Genomic DNA, 22,791 nt, shown 5'->3' with positions numbered 1-22,791 from the left:
TAATACACTAACAATCAATATAAAGGTTTTTTATAGCAATGATACTTTTCACCATGAGTTTTCGAAACCTAATAAGGCATTGGAGAAAAAGTCTTTCAACACTTTTCACCATCACCATAGGTTTAACAAGCTTGATTATTTTTGCAGGCTACAATACATCTATTCAATATTCTCTTGAAACGGCTTTTGTCAGATCATTTGGACACCTACAAATTCAACATAGTGATTTTCTTGTCTATGGGAAAGGTAATCCCACAAAATACAGCATTAAAGATTATGAAAAAGTAATAAATGCTCTTAAATCAAATGATGAATTAGCAAAAATGACCACTGTGGTCACAGGGCATCTGTCCACGAGTGGTATTGCTAATTATACCTTTAATGACGCTACAAGAACTGTTTGGGTCAATGGATTTAATGTTCAAGACAAAATAAAAATGCAAGTTTGGAACCCCAATAATTTAAGGCTTCCTAAAATTGACGCTTGGCCAGCTGATTTTAAAGAAAATGACATAACGATTGGCAGTGGTCTTGCTTTAGTACTGAGAATGTGTGATCTTCTTCCAAAAGATTATCCAGTTCCTTGTGAACCAGAAATCACTTCTTCAGCACCTTCTAATTTAGAACAGGCTAGACTACCCGATGATATTATTGATTTGACTAGTGAAAGTCCAATTAATTCTGGTAAGAGACTAATAGATCTTCTTATTACAACACAATCAGGTATGCCCAATATTGGTAGACTTGAAGTAATTGGTATCGAAAAACAAAGCTCTCGCGAGTTAGATGATATTTATGTTGGAATGGATCTTTCTTTACTTCAATCACTTGTTCTATATGATGAAGCCCCTATCGCAACTAGCATCATTATTCAACTGAACAAAACAGAATATATGGACAGGGCTAGAGTCTTAATTAATGATATACTAAAAGATCAATTTCCTGATCAATCTTTGACGATTAAGGATTTTTATTCGATTCAACCAATTTATCTGCAAATTGTTGATATGTTTAATGGTATTTTCGGTTTTATACTGGTCATAATTTTAATTGTTGTGACTTTTACAGTTTCAAATACTATCAATATGTCGGTCATGGATAGAATTAATGACATAGGGACTACCCGTGCACTTGGTTTAACCAAAAACGGTGTTCGTATGTTATTTATTATGGAAGGTACAATTTTAGGTATATTTGGTAGCTTTGTAGCGATTATTTTTTCACTTTGTGTAACTTTTTTTATTAACAAGGCTGAAATGACATGGTTTCCGCCCGGTGTAGTTAATCCCCAATTGATTATCATAAACCTATGGACTGACTATGAAATTATTTTACTTTCAATATTTTTAATGATAGCAATTTCGATCTTTGCGTCAATTCTCCCTGCGCAAAGAGCATCTAAAATGACTATTATTAAGGCTCTTAAACATTTATAAAAACTAACTTACAGGAAACTTTTCATGTTTAGATATTTAATTTCAACCCTCATATTTTTTGTGTCAATTCAAGTTTACGCTTCTTCTGATGCTCAAACGATGCTACAAAAAAGCGACAGTATCAGAACCCCTGGAAATTCATTTACATTGAATGCTCAAATATCTAGCTACAAAAATAAAAGTTTAGATGCTCAAACAGTATTAAAACTCTTTTCAAAAAGAGACAATGACCAAATGCAATTTAAAACATTGCTTAAATACTTAGAGCCTTCTAGGGATCAGGGTAAGTTAATGCTTAAAAATGAAGATAATCTTTGGGCTTTTGACCCCAAAACAAGCGCTAGCGTACCAATTTCTCCACAGCAACGTTTAACAGGACAAGCAGCAAATGGTGACGTTGTCACTTCCGTATGGGCGCTTGATTATAATGCATCTCTTGTCAAAGAAGAGCAAATAACAGATGGTGACAAGCAAAATAGAAATGCTAATTTACTAGAGCTTAACGCCAAAAATGCTAATGTAACTTACTACAGGATTTTGTATTGGATTGATGCAAATACTAATTCACCTATAAAAGCACAGTTTTATACCAAAAGTGGTGAACTCCTCAAAACTGCATATTATAGAGGATTTAAAACTATTGAAGGGCTATCAAGACCAACTGAAACCGTTATAATTGATGGAGTGAATCCTAATTGGGTTACCATAATGCAAACGTCAAATCATCAGTTGGAAAATATTTCTGACGCTTGGTTTCAACGTGCGTACTTACCCAATATAAATTAAAAAAATAACATCAGTAAGGATGTGAGTTATTATTCCTTATTATTCTTATTATTCTTATTATTCTTATTATTCTTAATAGTCTACTTACCAAAGAGACGCAAAATGAAAATCAGTCACTCAACATTTATTTTTCTAGCCTTATGCTCTTTAAATAAGGCCAATAGCCAAGTTAATACGGTAGATGGCTATTGGCAATCTCATAAGTTGCATGGCATATTTTGGGGTAAGGATTTTAAACCAAAGGAAAATTATTTGGCGTCTCTTGTTTGCAAAAAATATGATTCGTTTAACTTTGCAAATTCAATCATATCAAATGTTTTTATATTTGATTTTTCTCATTATCTTAATACTAATATCCCTAGCAAAGAAGAAACAAAAAAGATTGATAAGAACAATTTAAAAAGTAATAACAGCCAGCTTAGCCAAAATAAAGAAAAAAATGATGTCACTGTGAATGAGAGTCAATCAACTAATACAGTGAGCGGAGTTAATAATCATCAACCGTTAGATGAAATAGCTACTTTAGAACCTAGTGAACAACAAACACTATCAAAGAGTGAAAGTGTAGATGACAAGAGTGCACTCATTGAGTCTGCAAACGAAAACTCGCCTATATTGTCTGAACAATTCGCTGAAACTAGCACTACTTCAAGTAAATCCAATGTTTTAGTCGCAGCTAGTGACGATAATTCAGAAAAAACTGTTGAATCAGCACAAAATCCACCCGCAGCAAGCAACCTTACTTCAAATGAAATGTCTGCTTTAGATTTAGCTGATAGTGTATCGACGACACCATCCTCAACTTCAGCTAATAACACAGCCGAATTTGAATTAACCGCAGAAATAAATAACACAAGCTCATCTGAGACCGACATAAGCACTTTATCTTTATCAAATTCTGAAAATAATGCTTTAGACTTAGCTAATAAAAACCCTAACATTGACAGTTCTGATAATGAAATAAAAAAAGAATCCCCTAAGCCTCAAAAATATAAATCTAGAAATTTAAATGTAACAGGCGACTTAAAATATACACATCAGAGGCGCAATGATACCTTAAAAGGTGCAATAAACATTACGTGGCAACACCAATATAATGAAAAAATAAAGTTTTTGATACGTAATAGATTAAGTACAGATATAGCCAAAAGAATAGAAAATAGAGAAACAACAAATTATTTGCAAGAAGCCTATGTTTCAAGTACTGTGGCAGAAAATTTTATTGTTGATGTAGGAAGAATAAATAATCGTAAAGGTATTGCAATTGGTTATAATCCAAATGATTATCTTGCTGTAGAACAAACCACTCAAAATGTTTCTTTTGATCCAGAAGTGAGTAGAAAGGCACGTTTAGGTAATGTTTCATTAAATTTGAGCAAATTTTTTGATAAAAGTGCTCTTAATTTGATTATCAGTCCAAAACTTTCGGATGTAGGATCAGACAATAGCGCTAACTTACAATTAGCAAATACTAATCCTGATTTAAGATTTATATTATCGCTTCATTTAGAATATATTACCAATCTTTCTACAGAAGTATTGGTCTATCTTTCAAAGGAAGATCATCCACAATTTGGTTTTAACCTATCATTCCCACTTAAAGATGATATTGTTGCTTATGGTGAATTGTCTACAGGAGAAAAAACGTCTACATATGATCTTCTTATTAATAATGATGAAGAGGATTGGCATACACAGTTTGCATTAGGGGCTAGATGGACTCCACTCGAAGACTTTACTGTCACTGGTGAATTTTTATATGATGACAGTGGTTTAAGTCGTGATGAGATTTTAACCCTTCAAAAAATTACTCCTACTGGATATCAGCAATTAAGACAACTAAAATTAATTAATCAAAGACTTTTCGGTAAATATGCAACATTTACACGCATTGATTGGAATAATTTCCTTATTGATGATTTGAAATTCAGTGCCTTTAATATGTACGACTTAAAAGATGACAGTTTTGTAAACTGGTTTGAATTAAGATATAGATATAAAGATTTTGACTTCTCTGTTCAATATTTTGATCCACATCAGCAAAATATTAACAATGAAAAGCGCGATCAGGTTATTTCAACTGAGATAAATTACTATTATTAACTTGAATACTACTTATTTTAATATTTATCATCAACAATTTGCACTAACACAAATTTTTTTTATGTATTTTAAGAAGTAAATTTCTTTAAAATAATTAGCAACTTGCTAAATGATTATTAATATAATAACACTCAATATCTATAAGTTTTTAGATAAGAGTGAATTTGTTGTTAAAGATTTTCATTCTGCACCATACAAAGAATGAGATGCTTGTAATATTTTAAGCTATCAGTAGTTTTTAAAAAGAGGTTCGGGGCACATTAAGTGCTCCGTTCACCTAGTATGAAAAGAGCACTTATAATTTTAGGGTTGTATATCCGAACTTAAAAAAGGCAATTACGCATTAGATGAAGCCTTTATGTGTGCCTCAAACAAAAGTTGCCAATTTTGTAATGATGCCATTTGAAGTGTGATGAGAGCTGCCCACCCCTTCTTTTGAAATTCTAATAATGTATCATCTGATAAAGCTTGGTATTTAGCTTGATCTATCAACATAAATCCATCAATTTTCTGCTCTTCACCAGAAGGTGATTTCATGTTCAATGAATTAGATTGCAATAAGTCATGCTGCTTTAATGCTTTAATAAATTCTTGTGTGATCATTCCTTCTCTATGGAAATTTTCACAAAAAGTCAGTGCTGCTTTTAATAAATCTGTTTGCTCCCCTTCTTTATTAAATAAAAATCTATCTTCTGCTAATGTGCTATTATCTAAATCGACTATTTTTGCCTCTAAGTCTATAGCTAAAAATTGTTGTGTTTTATTATCCTCTTGATTAGCATCAAAGAAAATAAATGGATATCTTCTTACATACGCAGGAATGTAAGTATCTGCCTTCCATTGTCCGTCATTAACAAATAGATTCTCATTTTGCTTTATCCCCATGATGGCTACTGCACTAGGATTTTCCGATTGCGTAAATACAATAGGATAATGTCTGATCAAGGGCATAAATTCTGAAACAACAACTGGGATTATTATAGTTTCTTTTGCAAAAGAAAAATCAATTTCTTGTGTTATAGCTATTTTTGCATGGTCACGAGTATTTAGAACTGCAGGATTTTTATAAAATAACGGATAGTTATTTTGCATAGTCAATTTCCTCATTTAAAAGTTGATTTATTACGATATTATTGATCTTTTGAATTACTCATTAAAGTATATAACTAATTTTAAATTAATTACATCCCTATACGACTGACTTTTATTGTTTTAAGCTTTTAATCAGCTTTCATTTACTTTTCTTTACAGAATAAAATCCCACATCCTCAATGCCTTTAAAAGAATATGCATGATTTTTATGCATTCAAAATTTCAAAATGTAAATTCTGTTGTCTTTTATGTGGGTAATTTAAATAAATCTTATCCTTACTTTACACTAAAAACCTTTCTAACTCATTAAAATATAAGTAAAATGAAAGATAAACAATATACAATCGCTTTATCACTTTAATACCATAACACTTTAATCCTTTAAAGCCTTAATATTTTTAAACAATTTTTTATACTTACAGCCAACATTTAGGGAAAACTATGAAACGCACAAAAATAGCCACTTTAATAAATAATCATTTTTCATCCACAAGCTTGAACACCAATACTTACAGGCGTCCATCATTGAATATGACAAAATCTCTAGGCTATGCAATATTAAGTCTAGGCATTCTAGGCATATCAAATTCAGAGGTACTTGCTGTAACTACGGATTCGTGCTCAATTGAAATGAATTGCACAATTGTTAAAAATACGGCTGATTTGAATGCGGTTCTAAATAATACAAGTAGCAAAATTACTCGTTTAGTGCTAGCAAATGACATTAAATTAACAAGTGATGTTTTTGTAAAAATGGTCGAATCGAACAGAAAAAATATCGTTATTGATGGTAACGGTTTTAGCTTAGATGCTGCAACATTCGATTTTAATTTTGCTACTCGTACACCTGCGGAATGGAATGAACAAAAAGGTTCTTTCACTTTTGAAAATTTTAAAAAATTAGTTTCTTCCGAAGCGGCTTTAGAAGCTGTTGTTCGAGTAGATAAAGATGCTGCAATAGATATTGAATTTAATAAAATAGATGAATTTTCTAATAGTATGTATGCCATCATGGGGGTTGCTGGCGCTTCTGCTTTGGGCAACCCTAAAGCTGAGGTTATCTTTGGGGATATTAATAAGCAGCTCAATTTTACCTACGACGTAAACCATCAAATAGTCCAAGGTGGTCCTCTGCGTTTTAAAGGTAAATTTGACATATTTACAGATGGTGCACAAGGTGCTTACAATACTGTGTTTTGGTCAAATGTTGCTAATGACTATAACATAATGACTTTTGAAAGCACAGCTGACTTATCGGCTAAAGTCACCAAATTTACCCTTGGTGCAACTAATAACAATGGCGCTTATAAGTATGTCATGCATGATGGAGCTAAATTTAAATTACACACCTCCACAAATACCTTTGGTAGCTCAAATAACGGTTTAGAGCTTGGTTCTTATGATGATGTTACTGGTTTTAATAAGGGTGTTGTGCTAGATCTTGCTAATTATAATGGAGAAGCTCTTATCGGAGACAGTATCAGTAATTTAGGTGGTGATAACAGTGGCGGCCTTGGTAATGGAAGCAAAACAAGTGGCGATGTTGTCTTGAATATTGGTACAGGTTCTAAGTTAGCTTATACCGGAGCTAATAGCGCAGGAATTAAGGTTATCAAAAACAATAATATTGACGGTAATGTTTATATTCGTAGTGATGCTGCTTTAAATGCAACAAATGCGAATGGTATTGTGACAACAATGAATGGAACAGGAGATCTAGTACTTTTAAATGATATCAACGGCAATATAAATGCGCAAAATGGTATTTTATTTTCAACAAAAAGTGGGCAAGGTTCATACGAAATTACAAACAAAGGGACAATCAATAGTAGCATCAATGGTATCAGTCTGACGGCTGACACTCAAAATGCCACAGACTTATCCCTGAATTTAACTGACAGCAATATCAATGTAAATTCTGGTATTGGTGTTTTAGTATCTGGTAATCTTAACAGCAAAATATCAGGTGGAAATATTACACTAGATTCTAATGGTACTGCTGGGCTATCGATTCTTAATAAAGGTATAACAGACATAAAGAATCTTATACTTACTTTAAATAATAAAGTTGAGAGTGGCATTATATCTGATAACAATAGCATTATCACACTTCGAGAAAGTACAATTAATGCTAAAAACCAATCAACAGGCTTGAATCGCTTAAGGAAATTAACTCTAGATGATTTAGTTATCAATGCATCAGAAAAAGCAACTGGTATTTTAGTAACTGCAGATGATTTAGCATCATGGACTATTGAGAAACTTACGTTAAATGTCTCAGATGAGGCGAATGGGCTTACTTTGAATGGTGGATGGGATTTTGATAAAACTATTACGATTAATATGTCAGAGAATGCTCTTGGCTATGCATTAAAATATTTGGATAGCGCAAATACATCAGAGTTGACAATAAATGATAATTTTCAGTTTAATGGCACTGGTAAAAATGCGCTGTTGATTAGTGGTATAAATGATAAAGTCGTCAATCAAACTGGCGAAATTATAGGCAATGTTGAGATAAATAATCAAGGAAATACTACTTATAATCTTACAGGATCACTAACAGGAAATATCAAATCTCAAACGGCAAATACCTCTCTTAATTTTTATGATGATGCTATTTACTTTGGCGACATTACACTTCTCCAAGGTCCAAACAATATAACTTTAGGCGGTAAATCTAATGTTACGGGTCAATATATAGGTAATGATGCCATAGATATATTAACATTAAAAGATAATACGACTAGTAATTTATCTTTTGATTTGGCTAATGGTGACAACATTGTAAATATAATAGATTCCGCTTTGATCAATGACATCATTACCACAGGTAGCGGTAATGATGTTTTTAATTTAACTAACTTGACTACCTCCTCAGTAAACAAGCAATTAAATGCAGGTGCTGGAGCAAATATACTGAACTTATCTATGAAAAATGGGTTAGATGGCGAGACATTTAATTTGAGCTTAGATAATTTATGGCTAGATTTCCAAATAGCAAATATTATAAATTCTAACCTAAGCCTTAACGATTTAGGTGCTGCGACAGGTACCCTATTTAATCTTAATAGTGCTCATTTAACTATTGCAAATCAGAATAACTCATCCAGTGATTTCAATAATACGATTGAAGGCACTGGTAACATTTCATTGAATGGAAAAATCAATTTAGTAAATAACAATAAAAACTTCAATGGCAATTGGGTAATCAATAATTCTGGGGAACTTAATACCTCACTGGAGGGGGGATTTGGTTCTGGTACAATTACCAATAATGGACTTCTTTCTTTAAATGGGGTAAACACACTGAATAACGCATTATCAGGAATGGGGACGCTTTCTATTAATAATGCAGATTATTTCAATTTTAATAACACACTTGTCAATACATTCAGTGGCAACATAGCCCTAAATAACAGTACAATTAAATTAGATGAAAATAATACATCTGCATTAAGTAATGCGAATTTAATCCTAAATGAAGGTGGTGTAGTTAATATTGATAAAGATACTACTATAGGTGATTTATCTATTGCAGGGGGCAATTTGAATTTCTCCTTAAATGGACCTACAGATTCACCTTTATTAACAGTAAAAAATCTTGATGTTGACAGTTTAAATAATTCAACATTGAATATTGCCGGATTAATCAATTTAAACCGTCCAACCCAATCAACTGTTGAAACTTCAACAAACTTCCTAGACAGTGACAGCTCACTTTCTGGTAAAGCGATTCAATTGATAAGCGCAACATCAATCAACAATGGTGATAAGCAATTACAATTATCTATCGATGGTAATGATGGACTTAAAGGTATTCAGTTTACTAATGTAAGTGATGGCTTCGGTAATCTGGTAGATACTATTTACGACTATGTTGCCCTTAGCTCGATTGATGGCGCTAATGGTCCTGGTATTTATGTTGACGTGCTTCTAAAAGAACTTATTTCTAAAACGAATGTTGTATTTAATAATCAAAACAGCAACAGTAATAGTGTCAATGCCTTACTCTCAGGTATTGGCGGAATTGAAATACAAGCTAAAGATAATCAAGCAATTAGCATCAACAATGAAAAGAATAGTTATTCAGGTAAAACTGTGGTAACAAGTGGTACTTTGCAATTGGGGGCAAATAATGCCTTGGGTAATACAAGTGAATTATCTATTACAGATAACGCTAAAGTAGATATGCTGAATTCTACTTTAACACTACTAAATCTAACAGGAGGTGGTCAATTCGACATCAACAATGGTGAATTAAACTTAACCTCAGCTAATTTCAATGGCACATTCACCGGTAATGACAAAGGAGCTTTAACTGTCTCAGATTATGTAGTTTTAGCTGGTGACAATAAATTCACAGGTAAAACAACCATTGAAGGTAATGGTACGCTTCAAATAGGCAATGGAGAAGCTAGTGCAAGTTATTCAGGCAATGTTCTAAACAATGGTAAACTTCTTTTTAATAACAATTCAGAGGCGATTTACAATGCAATTATCACAGGTACAGGTTCTCTAACCAAAGAAGGTCTGGGTAATCTTGTTATTGAAAATGCCCAAAGCTATACCGGGGATACACTCATTAACTCTGGTAGTATGACTTTGATTAAAAATGCCGATTTGACATCAAATATTATCAATAATTCAAAACTTATCTTTGCTAAAGACAGTGATTATGAATTTTCAAAGCTCATTTCAGGGACTGGTAACGTTGTAGTCAATTCAACAGGTAAAACAACACTTTTAGGTGATAATTCATACACTGGAGGCACTGACTTACAAAAAGGTCAACTAGTGCTAAAATCGGCTACTGCAGCTGGTACTGGAACTATTTCAGTTAATAGTGACCTATCACTAGATTTTGTAAATAGTTCATTTAAAAATGCTATTGTAGGTAATGGCAACGTGAACATCAATGGAAAGAACATTACTTTAGAAAATATTTTACCCTTCAAAGGCCAAATGAATGTTCATACTAATGCTTCTTTGAATCTAGCATCTAGCTTAGGTAATGCGAAATACAATATAGAGGGTACATTAAATTTTAAGAATAATATTGACACAACTATCAATAACACACTTAAAGGTAACGGACTAATCAATATCGATACTGAAGGCAATAAATTCAGTTTCAGTCAAAATCAAGATAGTGATGGATTCGAAGGAACATTGGCATTAACGAACGCTATATTCGATCTTGATGATGAGAATAACCGCAAGGGTATCGCTAAGGGGACCCTCTCATTAGGAACAGGAAGTGTTGCAAATATTGGATCTGATCACGAAATAAATAATTTAGATATCTTTGGTGGTGAATTAAGTATTTCTATGCAAAACCCAACGACACCACATGTGCTTAGTGTTACTAACTTGAGTGTTGATAACTCTATGAATAGTGGGAAAGTGAATTTAATTGGTGCAAAGTTAGCAGAACCTAATGCAACCGATGTACAAAAAAATCTACTAGAACAAAATAGGTTAGATCCCTCAACAGGTTTTCTTGTTGTAAAATCTGAAACTGTTTCGACTCCAGGTCAAATATTAAAATTGACCGTTGATGGTGAAAGTCGTGAAAATATCAAGAAACCAATTTATGACAGTCACAAAAATAAAATAAACGCCACTTATGATTATATCGGTATTGCTGCTGACAAAACTATTAATGAGTCATTAAAACAAAATGGTCTTTATGTCACTTACTTGTTAACTCAAGTTGAATCAATAGATAAACTTATTATTGATGCAGTTGGATCAAGTTATAACCAGTTTTTGGCTCGAATCACGGGTGAAGGGTCTGTGGAATTACGTGCAAGTGATAAACCTCTTATTATCTCTAACAGCCAAAATGATAACACTGGTGGATCTATTTTAAGAAATGGTTCAATTCAGCTAGGTGCAGATAACTCAATTAGTCAATTTGGAAGTATTACTGTGATAGATGCAGTTTTTGACCTAAATGGTAAAACACAAAATATCACTTCTATCGACTTAAATGATACTAGTCGTTTAGATATAAATAATGGTGTACTTAATTTCAATGGTTCAAATGATAAAGTATCTGCAATAAATGGCACTTTGGCAGGTGCTGGGACATTTAATATTAACTCTGGAGAATTTACATTCAATAGAGAAAATAACACCTTAACGGCAGCAGTTAATCTTGCGAAAGATGCAATGGTGGTTTTAAATGAAAAAGCTAATCTTGGTTCTGGCCAATTAAATCTCAGTAACGGGGCTACGCTTGAGTTAAATTCAGCGACTTCATTAGTTAAAAATGCATTGTCTGGTGAAGGAAATGTCAATTTAGTTAGCAGTAAAGCAACACTTGATGGTATTAGTGAAAAATTTGCAGGTATATTTAATATTGATTCCAATAGTGAACTCACCCTAAATAACCTAAAAAATATAGGTCAAGCATCAATAAATAACAATGGCAGTTTAAGCATTAATTTAACCGGCCTTGATCAAGAACTTTCTCAAAACATTTCCGGTACAGGGCTAATCAATAAACTAGGTGATGGGATCTTGAGAATAGCGAAAGATTTTTCAAAACTTGAGACTTTTTCAGTAAATGCTGGTACTTTAATATTATCTGGTAACGATGCAATGATCAAAGCACTTGATATCAGAGACAATGCTTTCGCTGGTGGTGCAGGTTCTATTTTAGGTGATGTAACTAATGAGGGTATATTATTGGTAGGTAACGCTGCAGATATCAGTGATGACATGCAAGTGTTAGAAATTAATGGTAACCTAAATAACTTTAATATTGTTTCCTTAGCTGGTTCAAAGGTCGGTAATAATTTGATCGTCAAAGGTAACTATGATGCAAGAAGTGATTTAATTTTTAACACAGTATTAGCAGGTGATGACTCTATCACCGATAAACTCTCTATAAATGGTAATACAAGTGGTCATACTACAGTCTATGTACAAAATGCAGGTGGAAAAGGTGCTCAAACTCAAAAAGGAATAGAATTAATCACGATTAATGGCAATTCAGCAGGCACTTTTGCTTTGGGTAATAGAGTGGTTGCAGGCAGTTACGATTATCAGTTAGTTCAACAAGACACAAATTGGGTTCTTCAATCTAATTTGATGGCGATACGTCCTGAGATTGGTGCTTATTTGGCCAATGTGGACATGGCAATTGCTACGATAAATAATAGCTACAGTGATAGAATCAATCAAATTAAACAAGATCCAAACAGTCCGGTATGGGGTAAAATTGTTGGGAGTGTTACAGATAGTCGTGCAGCTAATACTATCAGTCAAAGACTTTACAGTTCATATGTGGAAATTGGTAGTGATCTTTTTGAAATAGATAATTCTAATAGCAGATTTACTTCAGGCTTATTTGGTGCAATTGGTTCTGGCCATTCAAGTAATACGAGTGATGTGACTGATTTTGTGGCAAATACAAGCCAAGACAACTATCGTATTGGTACATATGGTACTTATTTAACCAACGCATTTTCTTTACATAATCCAGCTTATATTGATAGTTCATTACAATATAGCTGGGCAAGTAATAAAGTAGCTGGACAAGATGTAAGTGATGCACAAACATATGATGCCAACGCGTTTGCAGTCTCTTTAGAAGGTGGGCTTCCTTTAACTGTTTATTCCGAGGATAATCAATATGTAGATGTGATCCCACAAACACAAATAACCTACAAAAGACATCGCGCTGATGATATATTAGAAAGTAATGGCACCCTAATAACCCACCCTACTGTTGATGGTTTAGTGACACGTTTAGGGACAGAAATTCGCTACAATACTTTGACAGAAAGTCAGTTGCAATTGACTGGTTATACCGGGATTAATTGGATTCATGATGACGTAAAAGCTGCTATTAATTTCGATGATAAGCGTTATTTTTCTGATAAACCATCTGATATTTTTGACCTTAAATTAGGGATAAATATAAACATGCCCTCTAATTTGTCAACCTTTGCAGAAGTTAATACGCAGCAAGGTAAAAATGACTATAGCAACGTAAAAGGTACGATAGGACTTCGCTATGAATTCTAATACCTCTCTATAAAATAGCATATTTTTTAGTATTGTGTTTAAACGCCTTATCTTACAATAAGGCGTTTTTTTTATTTAATATTAAAAGATTTTATAAATAATTTTTTAACTTCGGGACTTTGAACTGCTCACTAATCGTGATTATCACAATCAATATTTCTAATATATTTTATTGGAATTAGTTAAGTTTGGGATTGATGTGCTATTTTGTGTCAATTATTTAATCTTAACATTCACTTAATTACTTATTGTATAATAGGATTAGTTTTTTCACATATATACTTTTTAAATGTAAAATTTACTACTATAAACTAATATATTGTTTATTAAGAATAACAATCAGATAAAAGCGATAAGCTAAAATATATAAAACATTTACGCCTTTTAAATTATTTGGAGTTTTTATGCAGCAAAGTCTTTTCTATCCATTAGCCCAAGCAGGTCTAACTTCTTTAAAAATAAGATATGACCACCAAACTAACCATTTTTCCCTTTTTGCCGCCAAAGAGTGGGATAGCCTATTAGATTTTAGTCTATATAATAAAAACTTTTATGCTGATACCCTCTATTATAGCGGGGCAACATATCTCAATACTTTAGAAGTCGAGGATTTATTTAAAAAATATGGCTCATATGCATATCTTGAAGAAATAAAGCAACTAATTCGCGCAGGTAAACATCATGGTATCGAATGCTATTTTCTAGAGAATAGAAATATTCGTTTTATATGCAATCAACACAGCCTAAGACTTGGTATTAATAATAAATCACATGCAATTATGGCAGGTGGTATAAGGCGACATGGATTGGATGAACCAGAAATTGATGTCATTATTGATGGGTTAAATTTAGGCCGAGCAATGAGCTTTAAAAATGTAGCTGCAGGACTCAATTTCGGTGGATGTAAAACCACTGTTCATATGGATCCCCTAGATATGAGTGATCTTCATGCTATGGGTTTTTTAGCATTTGCACTCGATAGAAGCCGTTGCATGACAGGTCCTGATATGAATTTCCCCACCGAAATGGCGGATGTAATGAGTCAATATTTTTCAGTGCAATTCACTGGGGGGCCAAATGCCCCTCTTGGTGAAACTGGTAAGCCAACTGCTTATGGTACTTTTATTGCCCTCAAAGAAGCGGTTAAGCACTACTTTTGCGATGAGCAGAAAACACTAAAAAATTTGACTTGTGCTGTCCAAGGATTAGGTGCTGTAGGTTGGTATATGGCAGAACATCTTATTGAGGCAGGAGCAAAACTTATCATTAGTGACATAAATGATCAAAGAATGATCCAATTTAAAGCAAAATATCCAAATGCTAATATTACTGCGATTGCTCCAGATATGATTTTATCAACTACTGCTGATATTTTATGTCCATGTGCTATGGGTGGAATAATTCATGAAGATAATATTGACAAGTTACCCTTTAAAATCATTTTTGGCCCAGCCAATAATCAACTAAGAGCGACCAGCCAAAGTGAAGAAATACATTTGGCTAATCAGCTTGCTCTACGAGGGATCTTATATCAAATTGAATGGTGGCATAATACTGCAGGTGTGATGTGCGGAGCTGAAGAATATTTTTTAGGTAAAAAAGCAACATACACTGATTTAATTGCCAAAATAGATCAAATTGTGCCAATGAAAACAAAAGAAAATCTAGCTCATGCAAGAGAAAACAATATTACCCCCACACAATCAGCCTATTTACTCAGTGAAAAAATTATTTATTAATAATTATATGATATAAAAATTCACCTTACTTTGTCATATACAAAACAAAGCGAGGTGATCACGTCAAAATTGTAACGAATAGTTCAACTTTACTTTTCAACCTTCGTTTTGTATTTTTTTCTTTCATGATACTGTACTTTGATGCTTTGCAATAGATAGACATTCCGCAACCACAGTTTTACGTTTAAACCAACTTCCTTGAACCATTAAATTTATTGCGAAATCTGATTGTTAAGCAATTATCTGCTATTCATTAAAGTGTAGAAGATTACTAAACTTATAGTCGATTAATTTTTAAAAACTTCTGTCAAAATTCAAAATTGAACGCTTTAATGTTCAATCTATTGGCATATCGTTGAAATTGACTGTCTTACTTTTAAATATAAAGATGCTATCATAAAGCATGAATGTCGCATTAATTGAATTAATCAGCTTGTCCCTAGCCTTTATATTCTTATATTTTGGGAAGAACATGACCGGTTTTAGTCTAAAAAAACAACCTTTCAACAAAGAGTCATATTTATCCATAACCTCTAAACTTCCCACTTTAAATCATTAAAATGTTTATAATTCCAATCACTAAATGGAGAAAAACAACTCTCGCAAGTACTATTGAATGTTTTTTTATTGCCAAGTTCTAAAAACTCTCTTCCCCCTTTTTCTCTGCAAGTTTCTAAAGAAGACTTCCATTCAACCGTACTTATAAGGTGTTTAGATATGAGTGTTTTTATTTGCTCAGGGTTGTTTTCTTCCTTACCAGAAACATTCATGACAAGTGAATACTTTGGCTTATTGATGGTGACTTCTTTAAGCGCATCGTAAAGCTCATCGCATCCTCTACTCATTATTTTAGTATGCCATGCACCACTAACATCAAGTTTTGCCACCTCATATCCTTGGCATCGTAATTCATTGCAAAAGGGTTTTAAATCTTTGATTTCACCGCCAATTACTTGATGGTTTACATTATCACAGCAAATATCAAGTTTTTCACTAAATTCACTACAAGATAGAATATTTGCAAGCTCGTTCTTGCTTAAATCTTTAACTACATACATTCCTGCTTTACATTCACAGCTGATTTTATGCATTATTTGAGAACGATAAACAACTGCCTTAATAGTATCCTCAAGCGATAAAGCACCCGAGGCATATAATGCAGAAAATTCACCGACACTATGTCCTAAATAGATCGTGTCATCTTTTAGCTCTTCAAGCATTGAAAACATAGATAAATTAATTGCAGTGACGATAACTTGTTGATTTGTCGTCTCAATTAATTTTGGCATTGGCCCTTTAAAAGCAATCTTTCTTATATCAATACCAGATAAATCAGTCGCACAATCCCAAATATCCTTGGTCTTTTGAGTTGTGTCAGCGATTGTTTTGCCCATACCGATAACTGGCCTACCTTGACCAGAAAACATGATTACTTTTGACATTACGTCTCCTTTAAATTATTACCATTGATAGTTTAAGCCACTATATACATTCAATCGTTGACCGAATATGGCAAACTCTGAATCTGTTTCACCAATAGCTGAATTCATTCCAGCGTAAATCAACATATTGTCTCGTAATATTTTTTCAATCTGAACATTAACTAACGTGCCAAAATCAACCAAGTTCATCATTGCTGATGCTGAGTAATTTATATCACCTATATTGTTATTATTTGTTTGGTAGTAAACTGTTGCATAGTGTCTTTGTAGCAAGTATTTTTGTCTATTGATTGTATCAAGTTCTGCAGCAAGGCCCTTTGCATATTTATCAAATACACTTTGTGGAATTAAATGATGACCAGGATAGATTCTATAGTCACCATTAAGATATTTAATCGTATTTACGAGACCACGCCATTCACTTTGACTATAACCTGCTGTTTGGTGGTAATATTCAATACCCACTTCAGACTTATCTTTTAATGTCTGTCTATGCCCTATTGCAAATTCAGCAACGAGTTTATCGTCATATTCAGAGAGTATTTTGCCTGGAAATTCAAAACTCTCAACATCAGAGATAAAATTTTGATCGACCTTATCCCAATTAGGGCCGTAATGAACTGCACTTTCAACAGTCAAAATAGAATCATCACTGAAGCTATGGGAGATTCCTGCTGCAATCGATTTCATGTCACCAACAAGAAAAGATATTGTTGCTGATAAAAGCTCTGTATTTGCAGTGCTGTAGCTTAATAATACGCGTGTCTTGTTATTTGTTCTTTCAAACTCACTTAAATCATCAGGAGCTTCTACTTCCCCCCTTACACGGGAAAATTCAGGAAGGTAAGTCAAACTATAGGTACCTGTTTTATTATAATTTGAAATACTAACACCATAAGATCCTTCTCTAAATGGACTTTCATTAAACTCTGTACCATAAAAAAGCGACATACCTTGTGGTTGACCTATAATATTTTTAATCAAATCCAGCGGAGAGTAGGAAAATAATCCTCCACCAACAATCAATAATTTTCCCACATCTACAAAATTATTATCATCAACCAAAAAAGTCGCTTTAGCACTATTAAAAAATGCGTAGGTATTTTCTTTACTCCCTTCTAATGCCCCTGGATTTGAAAAAAGTCGGTTAAAGAGCACTTTTCCTTGCGCACTGAGTGTAATATATTCATCCAAAGAGCATTTTGTTGCTAAATCAGCATAAGTTACTACAGAAGCATTATTGTTAAATGAGTCATCAAATGCCCATAAATCAGAGAACATTTTTTTACCACTTAACTCGACCCCTACTTTTTTTGTAGTAAATAAACAGTCGGGACTTGGCGTAGGATCAGCAATTGCATTAAAAGAGTAACAAAAAGTTGCTAAAGTAAAAACGCTTAATGAATTAAATTTTATGTTTTTCTTATTATATAACATGCTTATTTCCTTTAACCCATCTACCATAGTGATATGTTTTTCCATTTTAAAATAAATGTCCAAACAGTCATTAATTCACCCATCAAAATATGAGATTAGTTTCTATAAAAAGATATCATCAGTACCAAATAAATTGATGTTCTTAACCTTTAATCCCATTTCTATTATCCTTTTACTTTAGCTGTATAAACAAATGCAACATATAAATGGATTAGAGTTTTCATCCTGCCCTTACCTAGTTTAAGCGAAGAAGATAATCTTTTTGAAAATAACTTTCTGGGAGTGATTCATAGGCCACATTGCTATAATCCATTATGGTGTAACTGTCTTTTTTAAGTCCGTCTTCAACTATTATCCTAGTAGGTCTATTCGTACCAAGAACAGGCGTAAAATTTTCGTAAATAGCTCGTTTAAGCAAAACGCCAGATTCAGAATAAAATTCCGATTTAAAAGGCCTAAAAGTATCTTTTTCTACAAAATAGGTAATCTTAGGGTAAGTAACACTTGGATTTTTTCTTGTTAGAGACAATTTATAACATTGAACTTGATCACACATCTCTTCAGAGATAATTTCAGAGTTATAGGAAAAATCCATATCAGATGCAACTACATCACCATTAGCCACTTGCCCAATTAAACGTTGTTGCTTTGATATTTGAATTGGTCTTCTAAGTGATGGGGCAAAATACCACATCTGATTGATATCAGAAAATAGCGCTTTACCTCTGTCTCTTACTGGTTCAACAAACCTAACAAGTGCTCTTGCATCTCCATCTTGCACTTCATCAGGCTTAATAAAGCGCATTGAGACATCCAGTTTTTGTTGATTGACCACTTTCCCTGCTGCGTGCTCAGTTAAATTAAGTGTATAGCGAAAAGGCTGATCTGGTGCTCTAATTCTATCAGCTGCTTTAATTATATCGCTTGCAGTTAATTCATCATTTTTAGTTAGGTTTGCATTTGCCCATTGGAATATACATACACTGAATGTAAAAATTAAAACCTGCTTAAAATAAAATTTTTTCATAAGATAGTCCGCTAAGGGCTCCTTTTATTAATACAAAATAGGTGACTTTTGTTTGAAACTTTTATTAGATCGCTTTTTAAGTAATAGCGCAACTATTTCAAATAGCATGCTAAAGTTTTCATTAGTGTTGACAAGTCATCTACTAAATTAAGGCTCTAGTGTCACACCCAGATCAGCCAAGATTGTAGTGCCTCTAATTGCACTTGATTTGCTTGAAATTAAAAATGCAATAATTTCTGCAATTTCAATAGGTTCTATCATTATTCTGCGATTACTTTTATCTACTTTTGCAAAAATATCTGGCCATAACTCTTTTAGGTATGGCGCCATATCAGTATTAACATATCCAGCACAGACGCCATTGACGCGAATATCAGCATCAGTTAATTCAACTTCTAAATATTTAACGACATTTTCAAGCGCAGATTTCACAATCCCAAGCGGATAATCTCTTAACACAGTTTTACTTCCAAGACTTGAAAGGAGGGTAATTGTGCCTCCTTTGTTCATCATAGGAACCAGATTTTGCAAACACGAGATGTTACCTACGAGGTTTGTGTTTAAAAGAAGCTTCCAATCATTTTTGGTCATTTCTAGTAAAGGTTTAAAAGGCGCTGCAGCAGCATTTAAAATAATATGATCTATTTTTTCAATCCCCTCTTCTTCTTGTAATTTTTTAACCATCATACTGATGTCTCTAGGCTCAGAAATATCTGCCTTAGCTAAAGTCACTTTCGTATCAGGATGATTTGCAATAAAGGTATTTAATCCAGCGCGGCTCTTACCTTGGTCTTTTCGGAAATTAAGAATTAAATTGTAACCATAGTGAGCTAAAAGACTTGCAGTTGCAAAGCCTAGACCTCTACCTGCACCGGTAATAAAAACTGTTTCTTTGTTGTTAGTCATTTTTTGTCCTTATCGTTAATTGAAGCGAAATGCTTTTGCAATAAGCAATGAAGCGGCTTTGTTTGATGGAATAATACTTGCTAATAAAGCTGTTACTAGCGGTAATGCACAAGTAAACCAGATTAATGAAGGGTTATCTTTCCAAAGAATGAATGCTAAGTATCCCTCGGTATAGCCAGGAGCAGGTTTCATAGGCAAACCATTTAAATTGATAAGCCATGACAAAAAAATACCTAAAGATAAACTTATTCCAGCACCAAATATTCCTATAAATACACCTTCCAGTACAAATAATCTTCGGACTCTTTTTTTGGGCAACCCTAGTGCTCTTAGGGTTGCAATTTCTTTTGTTCTTTCTACAACATTCATCATTAAAGTATTTCCTATCATAAAAATAACAATAATGCTTACAATTACTTTAATAAAGAGAAAGATACCCTCAAAAAAATTAACAACTTGCTGATAATTGATAGCTAATTGCTCCCAGTTACGGATATCTGCCTCAATTTTGTGTCCTTTAAGTAATGTTTGAATACGTTTATAAGCAAGATCTGTATTTTCGGTATCTTTAAGTACAATAATGACCTTTGAAACATTCTCAGTCTGCATAAGAGATTGAGCTGTTTCTAGTGGCATCTTAAGCCAGGTATCATCATATTCTTTAAGCCCAGATTTAAAAATTCCGCGTAATTGATGAGATGCTGCATTTTGTCCACCTTCTGGATTCACGACCAGCATTTCTACATAATCACCGTACTTAACTCCTAATTTACTGGCAAGTCCACTTCCTACGGTAATTTCAAACGGCCTAACCTTGGAGAGATCACTCCCTGAAACAACCGTATCAAACGAACCTAATATGAGAGATTTATCAGCTTCTATTCCAAGCCCATTAAAAAATGTTGATTGACTATTATCATAAAAAGAAATAATACCGGAAAAATTTAATTGACCAGTGACTGTTTCAATCAAAGGTTTTAATTGTTCATCTTGCATTAATATTTTTTTTATTTCTTGATAGTTATCCAGTGTATATTGAAGATTAGTATCAACACCACTAGTTAAAGCACCTTTAGCAAATATTTGAATATGGCCAAGATTGCTTCGGATGGTTTGTTCTCTTACCGACCAGTAAGAATAATTAATGAACCCACCAAAAATGAAGATTGCTACGCCACCAAGCACAATGGCACTTAAGGTAATGGAAGATCGTCTCTTTTGTTTGATTAAATTTTTAAAAACATATGCAATATCAATAGGCCTAGTCAACCATGTAATTACTAGTAAGGATAGGGCGTAAAGAATAAGCATGTTGCTCACATAGAATAATATTGTATTCATGATAGTTACCTAATTTTTTCCAAATAAGAGAGCTAGCTCAACGTCCTGCCATTTTGGGGCAATGTTTTTCTTTGCGTTATCAAGCACTTCATTTTCAAATAGTTTATTGTCGTACAGATTTTGCCACTTTTCTGTTGCCATTTTTTCATCTAAGCAATTACTTGCATAAGTTGCAGTTAAAAGAGTCAGCATGGGCTTTAATTCACTTGAATCACTTAATGCTCCAGCTAAAAATTCAGTATCACTTTTAGCGACTGGGCAACGTAAACTACTATTTCCAATAAAAGCATCAATTCTGAGTCGAAAATAACGTCTCTTAATATCATTTTCGCGAGTTTCGGCGGCTTCATCTATGTAATAAAAGCCTTTTTTGGAAAATTCAGCAGCTTTAATAAAATTCTTTTGCTGTAAATATTTTTCAGCCAGAAATAGTGAGACATACCCTACCATCATTCTAGAATCCAAATTTTGTGGATAACTAGCTAGATCTTCTGTCATTGCTGTTAGCATATTTTCCAATTCACGAAAGCTCGTTCTAGGTGATATTTTTTCCAGGTGTTTTTTTAAATTATCGTTATTGAAATCATTGGTTGGCTCAATAGTTTTAGTGTCTGCATTTAATTGAATATCCTCTGCAGATACCGCAGTGGATATTCCTGCAATTAACAATAGAATCCATGCCAGCCTTTTCACCATCTGATTAAACTGTTTCATTATTTATTTTTCCATCTTGAATCTCAACGACTCTTAACGCTTGATTTTTTAAACTTTCGGAGTGTGTGGAGATAATAAAACTTGTTTTATTTTTTTGATTCATTGCTAGCAGAAGATCGATAATCTCTTGCCCTGTTTTCGTATCCAAATTTCCTGTAGGTTCATCAGCAATAACAATTTTAGGTTGCTTTACAAGGGCTCGAGCTATTGCTACACGTTGCTGTTGCCCACCAGATAATTCATTTGGTACTCTTTTGTAATGCTTTATCAGTCCCACATTTTCAATAATATCCATAACTTGATCTTTCGCTTGACGCTTTGACATTCCATTAAGCATCAATGGATAGTAAACGTTATCAAAAACACTTAAAACAGGTAATAAATTAAAAAATTGGAAAATAAATCCAATGTTTTCTGCTCTAAGTTTAGAGACTTTTTCATCTGAAATCGTATTGATAAGATTCCCTAGTAGATAAACCATTCCAGAAGTTGATAAGTCTATGCCTGCGATAATATTTAATAAGGTACTTTTCCCACTTCCTGAGGGACCGCATAAAGCAATAAATTCAGTGTCATTGATTGTTAGATTAATATTATTTAACGCTATCAATTCGCTTGAGTTTTTGCCAAAAACTTTTGAAACCCCTTGCAGTTGCACTAAGGGTAATTTGGATATATTTCCCATGTTAACAATAATCCTTTTGGATAATTCCACAATAATTCAATTG

At 33.2% G+C, this 22,791-nt stretch carries 13 protein-coding genes; 5 read left to right on the top strand and 8 right to left on the bottom strand.

The features are described 5' to 3' along the window. Nucleotides 1–38 precede the first annotated feature (38 nt). From ACFFIT_RS09380 to ACFFIT_RS09370, 3 genes are all read left to right on the top strand, one after another. Nucleotides 39–1,436 carry an ABC transporter permease gene (locus ACFFIT_RS09380; protein ID WP_385877397.1) on the top strand — a complete coding sequence of 466 codons (1,398 nt, stop codon included), beginning with the start codon at nucleotides 39–41 and terminating at the stop codon, nucleotides 1,434–1,436. Nucleotides 1,437–1,460: 24 nt separating this feature from the next. Beyond that, complete coding sequence (locus ACFFIT_RS09375) at nucleotides 1,461–2,222, top strand: outer membrane lipoprotein-sorting protein (protein ID WP_385877396.1); 762 nt, start codon at nucleotides 1,461–1,463, stop codon at nucleotides 2,220–2,222. 102 nt (nucleotides 2,223–2,324) lie between these two features. After that, nucleotides 2,325–4,325 (top strand): hypothetical protein, encoded by a 2,001-nt coding sequence (locus tag ACFFIT_RS09370; RefSeq protein ID WP_385877395.1) that lies wholly within the window; start codon nucleotides 2,325–2,327, stop codon nucleotides 4,323–4,325. A 336-nt stretch (nucleotides 4,326–4,661) separates the two neighbouring features. On the opposite strand, the gene ACFFIT_RS09365 is transcribed toward ACFFIT_RS09370, so the two are convergent. After that, the gene (locus ACFFIT_RS09365) at nucleotides 4,662–5,417 is read right to left on the bottom strand and encodes a SapC family protein (RefSeq protein ID WP_385877394.1); all 756 of its coding nucleotides are present in this window, start codon (nucleotides 5,415–5,417) and stop codon (nucleotides 4,662–4,664) included. A gap of 441 nt (nucleotides 5,418–5,858) precedes the next feature. On the opposite strand from ACFFIT_RS09365, the gene ACFFIT_RS09360 reads away from it, so the two are divergent. Then, complete coding sequence (locus tag ACFFIT_RS09360) at nucleotides 5,859–13,457, top strand: autotransporter outer membrane beta-barrel domain-containing protein (protein WP_385877393.1); 7,599 nt, start codon at nucleotides 5,859–5,861, stop codon at nucleotides 13,455–13,457. Nucleotides 13,458–13,861: 404 nt separating this feature from the next. Then, entirely contained in the window at nucleotides 13,862–15,196 is a 1,335-nt protein-coding gene (locus tag ACFFIT_RS09355) for a Glu/Leu/Phe/Val dehydrogenase dimerization domain-containing protein (RefSeq protein WP_385877392.1), read from the top strand. Nucleotides 15,197–15,729: 533 nt separating this feature from the next. Here the strand turns inward: ACFFIT_RS09355 and ACFFIT_RS09350 are convergent. The 7 genes from ACFFIT_RS09350 to ACFFIT_RS09320 form a co-directional block, all read right to left on the bottom strand. Then, complete coding sequence (locus ACFFIT_RS09350) at nucleotides 15,730–16,638, bottom strand: ACP S-malonyltransferase (RefSeq protein ID WP_385877391.1); 909 nt, start codon at nucleotides 16,636–16,638, stop codon at nucleotides 15,730–15,732. Between the two features lie 18 nt (nucleotides 16,639–16,656). Continuing rightward, a complete protein-coding gene (locus ACFFIT_RS09345) occupies nucleotides 16,657–18,075 on the bottom strand; it encodes a hypothetical protein (protein ID WP_385877390.1) in 1,419 nt (472 codons plus the stop codon). Nucleotides 18,076–18,310: 235 nt separating this feature from the next. After that, on the bottom strand, nucleotides 18,311–19,102 hold the full coding sequence (locus ACFFIT_RS09340; RefSeq protein ID WP_385877389.1) for an outer membrane lipoprotein-sorting protein: 792 nt from the start codon (nucleotides 19,100–19,102) through the stop codon (nucleotides 18,311–18,313). 147 nt (nucleotides 19,103–19,249) lie between these two features. Beyond that, entirely contained in the window at nucleotides 19,250–20,008 is a 759-nt protein-coding gene (locus ACFFIT_RS09335) for an SDR family oxidoreductase (RefSeq protein WP_385877388.1), read from the bottom strand. A gap of 15 nt (nucleotides 20,009–20,023) precedes the next feature. Continuing rightward, complete coding sequence (locus tag ACFFIT_RS09330; protein ID WP_385877387.1) at nucleotides 20,024–21,349, bottom strand: ABC transporter permease; 1,326 nt, start codon at nucleotides 21,347–21,349, stop codon at nucleotides 20,024–20,026. A gap of 9 nt (nucleotides 21,350–21,358) precedes the next feature. Further along, nucleotides 21,359–22,063: a hypothetical protein gene (locus tag ACFFIT_RS09325; protein ID WP_385877386.1), complete on the bottom strand. Its 705-nt coding sequence runs from the start codon at nucleotides 22,061–22,063 to the stop codon at nucleotides 21,359–21,361. Beyond that, a complete protein-coding gene (locus ACFFIT_RS09320) occupies nucleotides 22,050–22,748 on the bottom strand; it encodes an ABC transporter ATP-binding protein (protein ID WP_385877385.1) in 699 nt (232 codons plus the stop codon). Before ACFFIT_RS09320 ends, ACFFIT_RS09325 begins: the two co-directional genes overlap by 14 nt. Between the last annotated feature and the right edge of the window lie 43 nt (nucleotides 22,749–22,791).

It is taken from the genome of Thorsellia kenyensis (genome assembly GCF_042432445.1).
GTDB classification, from domain to species: domain Bacteria; phylum Pseudomonadota; class Gammaproteobacteria; order Enterobacterales; family Thorselliaceae; genus Thorsellia; species Thorsellia kenyensis.
Note: the sequence above shows the minus strand (reverse complement) of the source record. Positions and strands in the feature narration are given on the sequence as shown.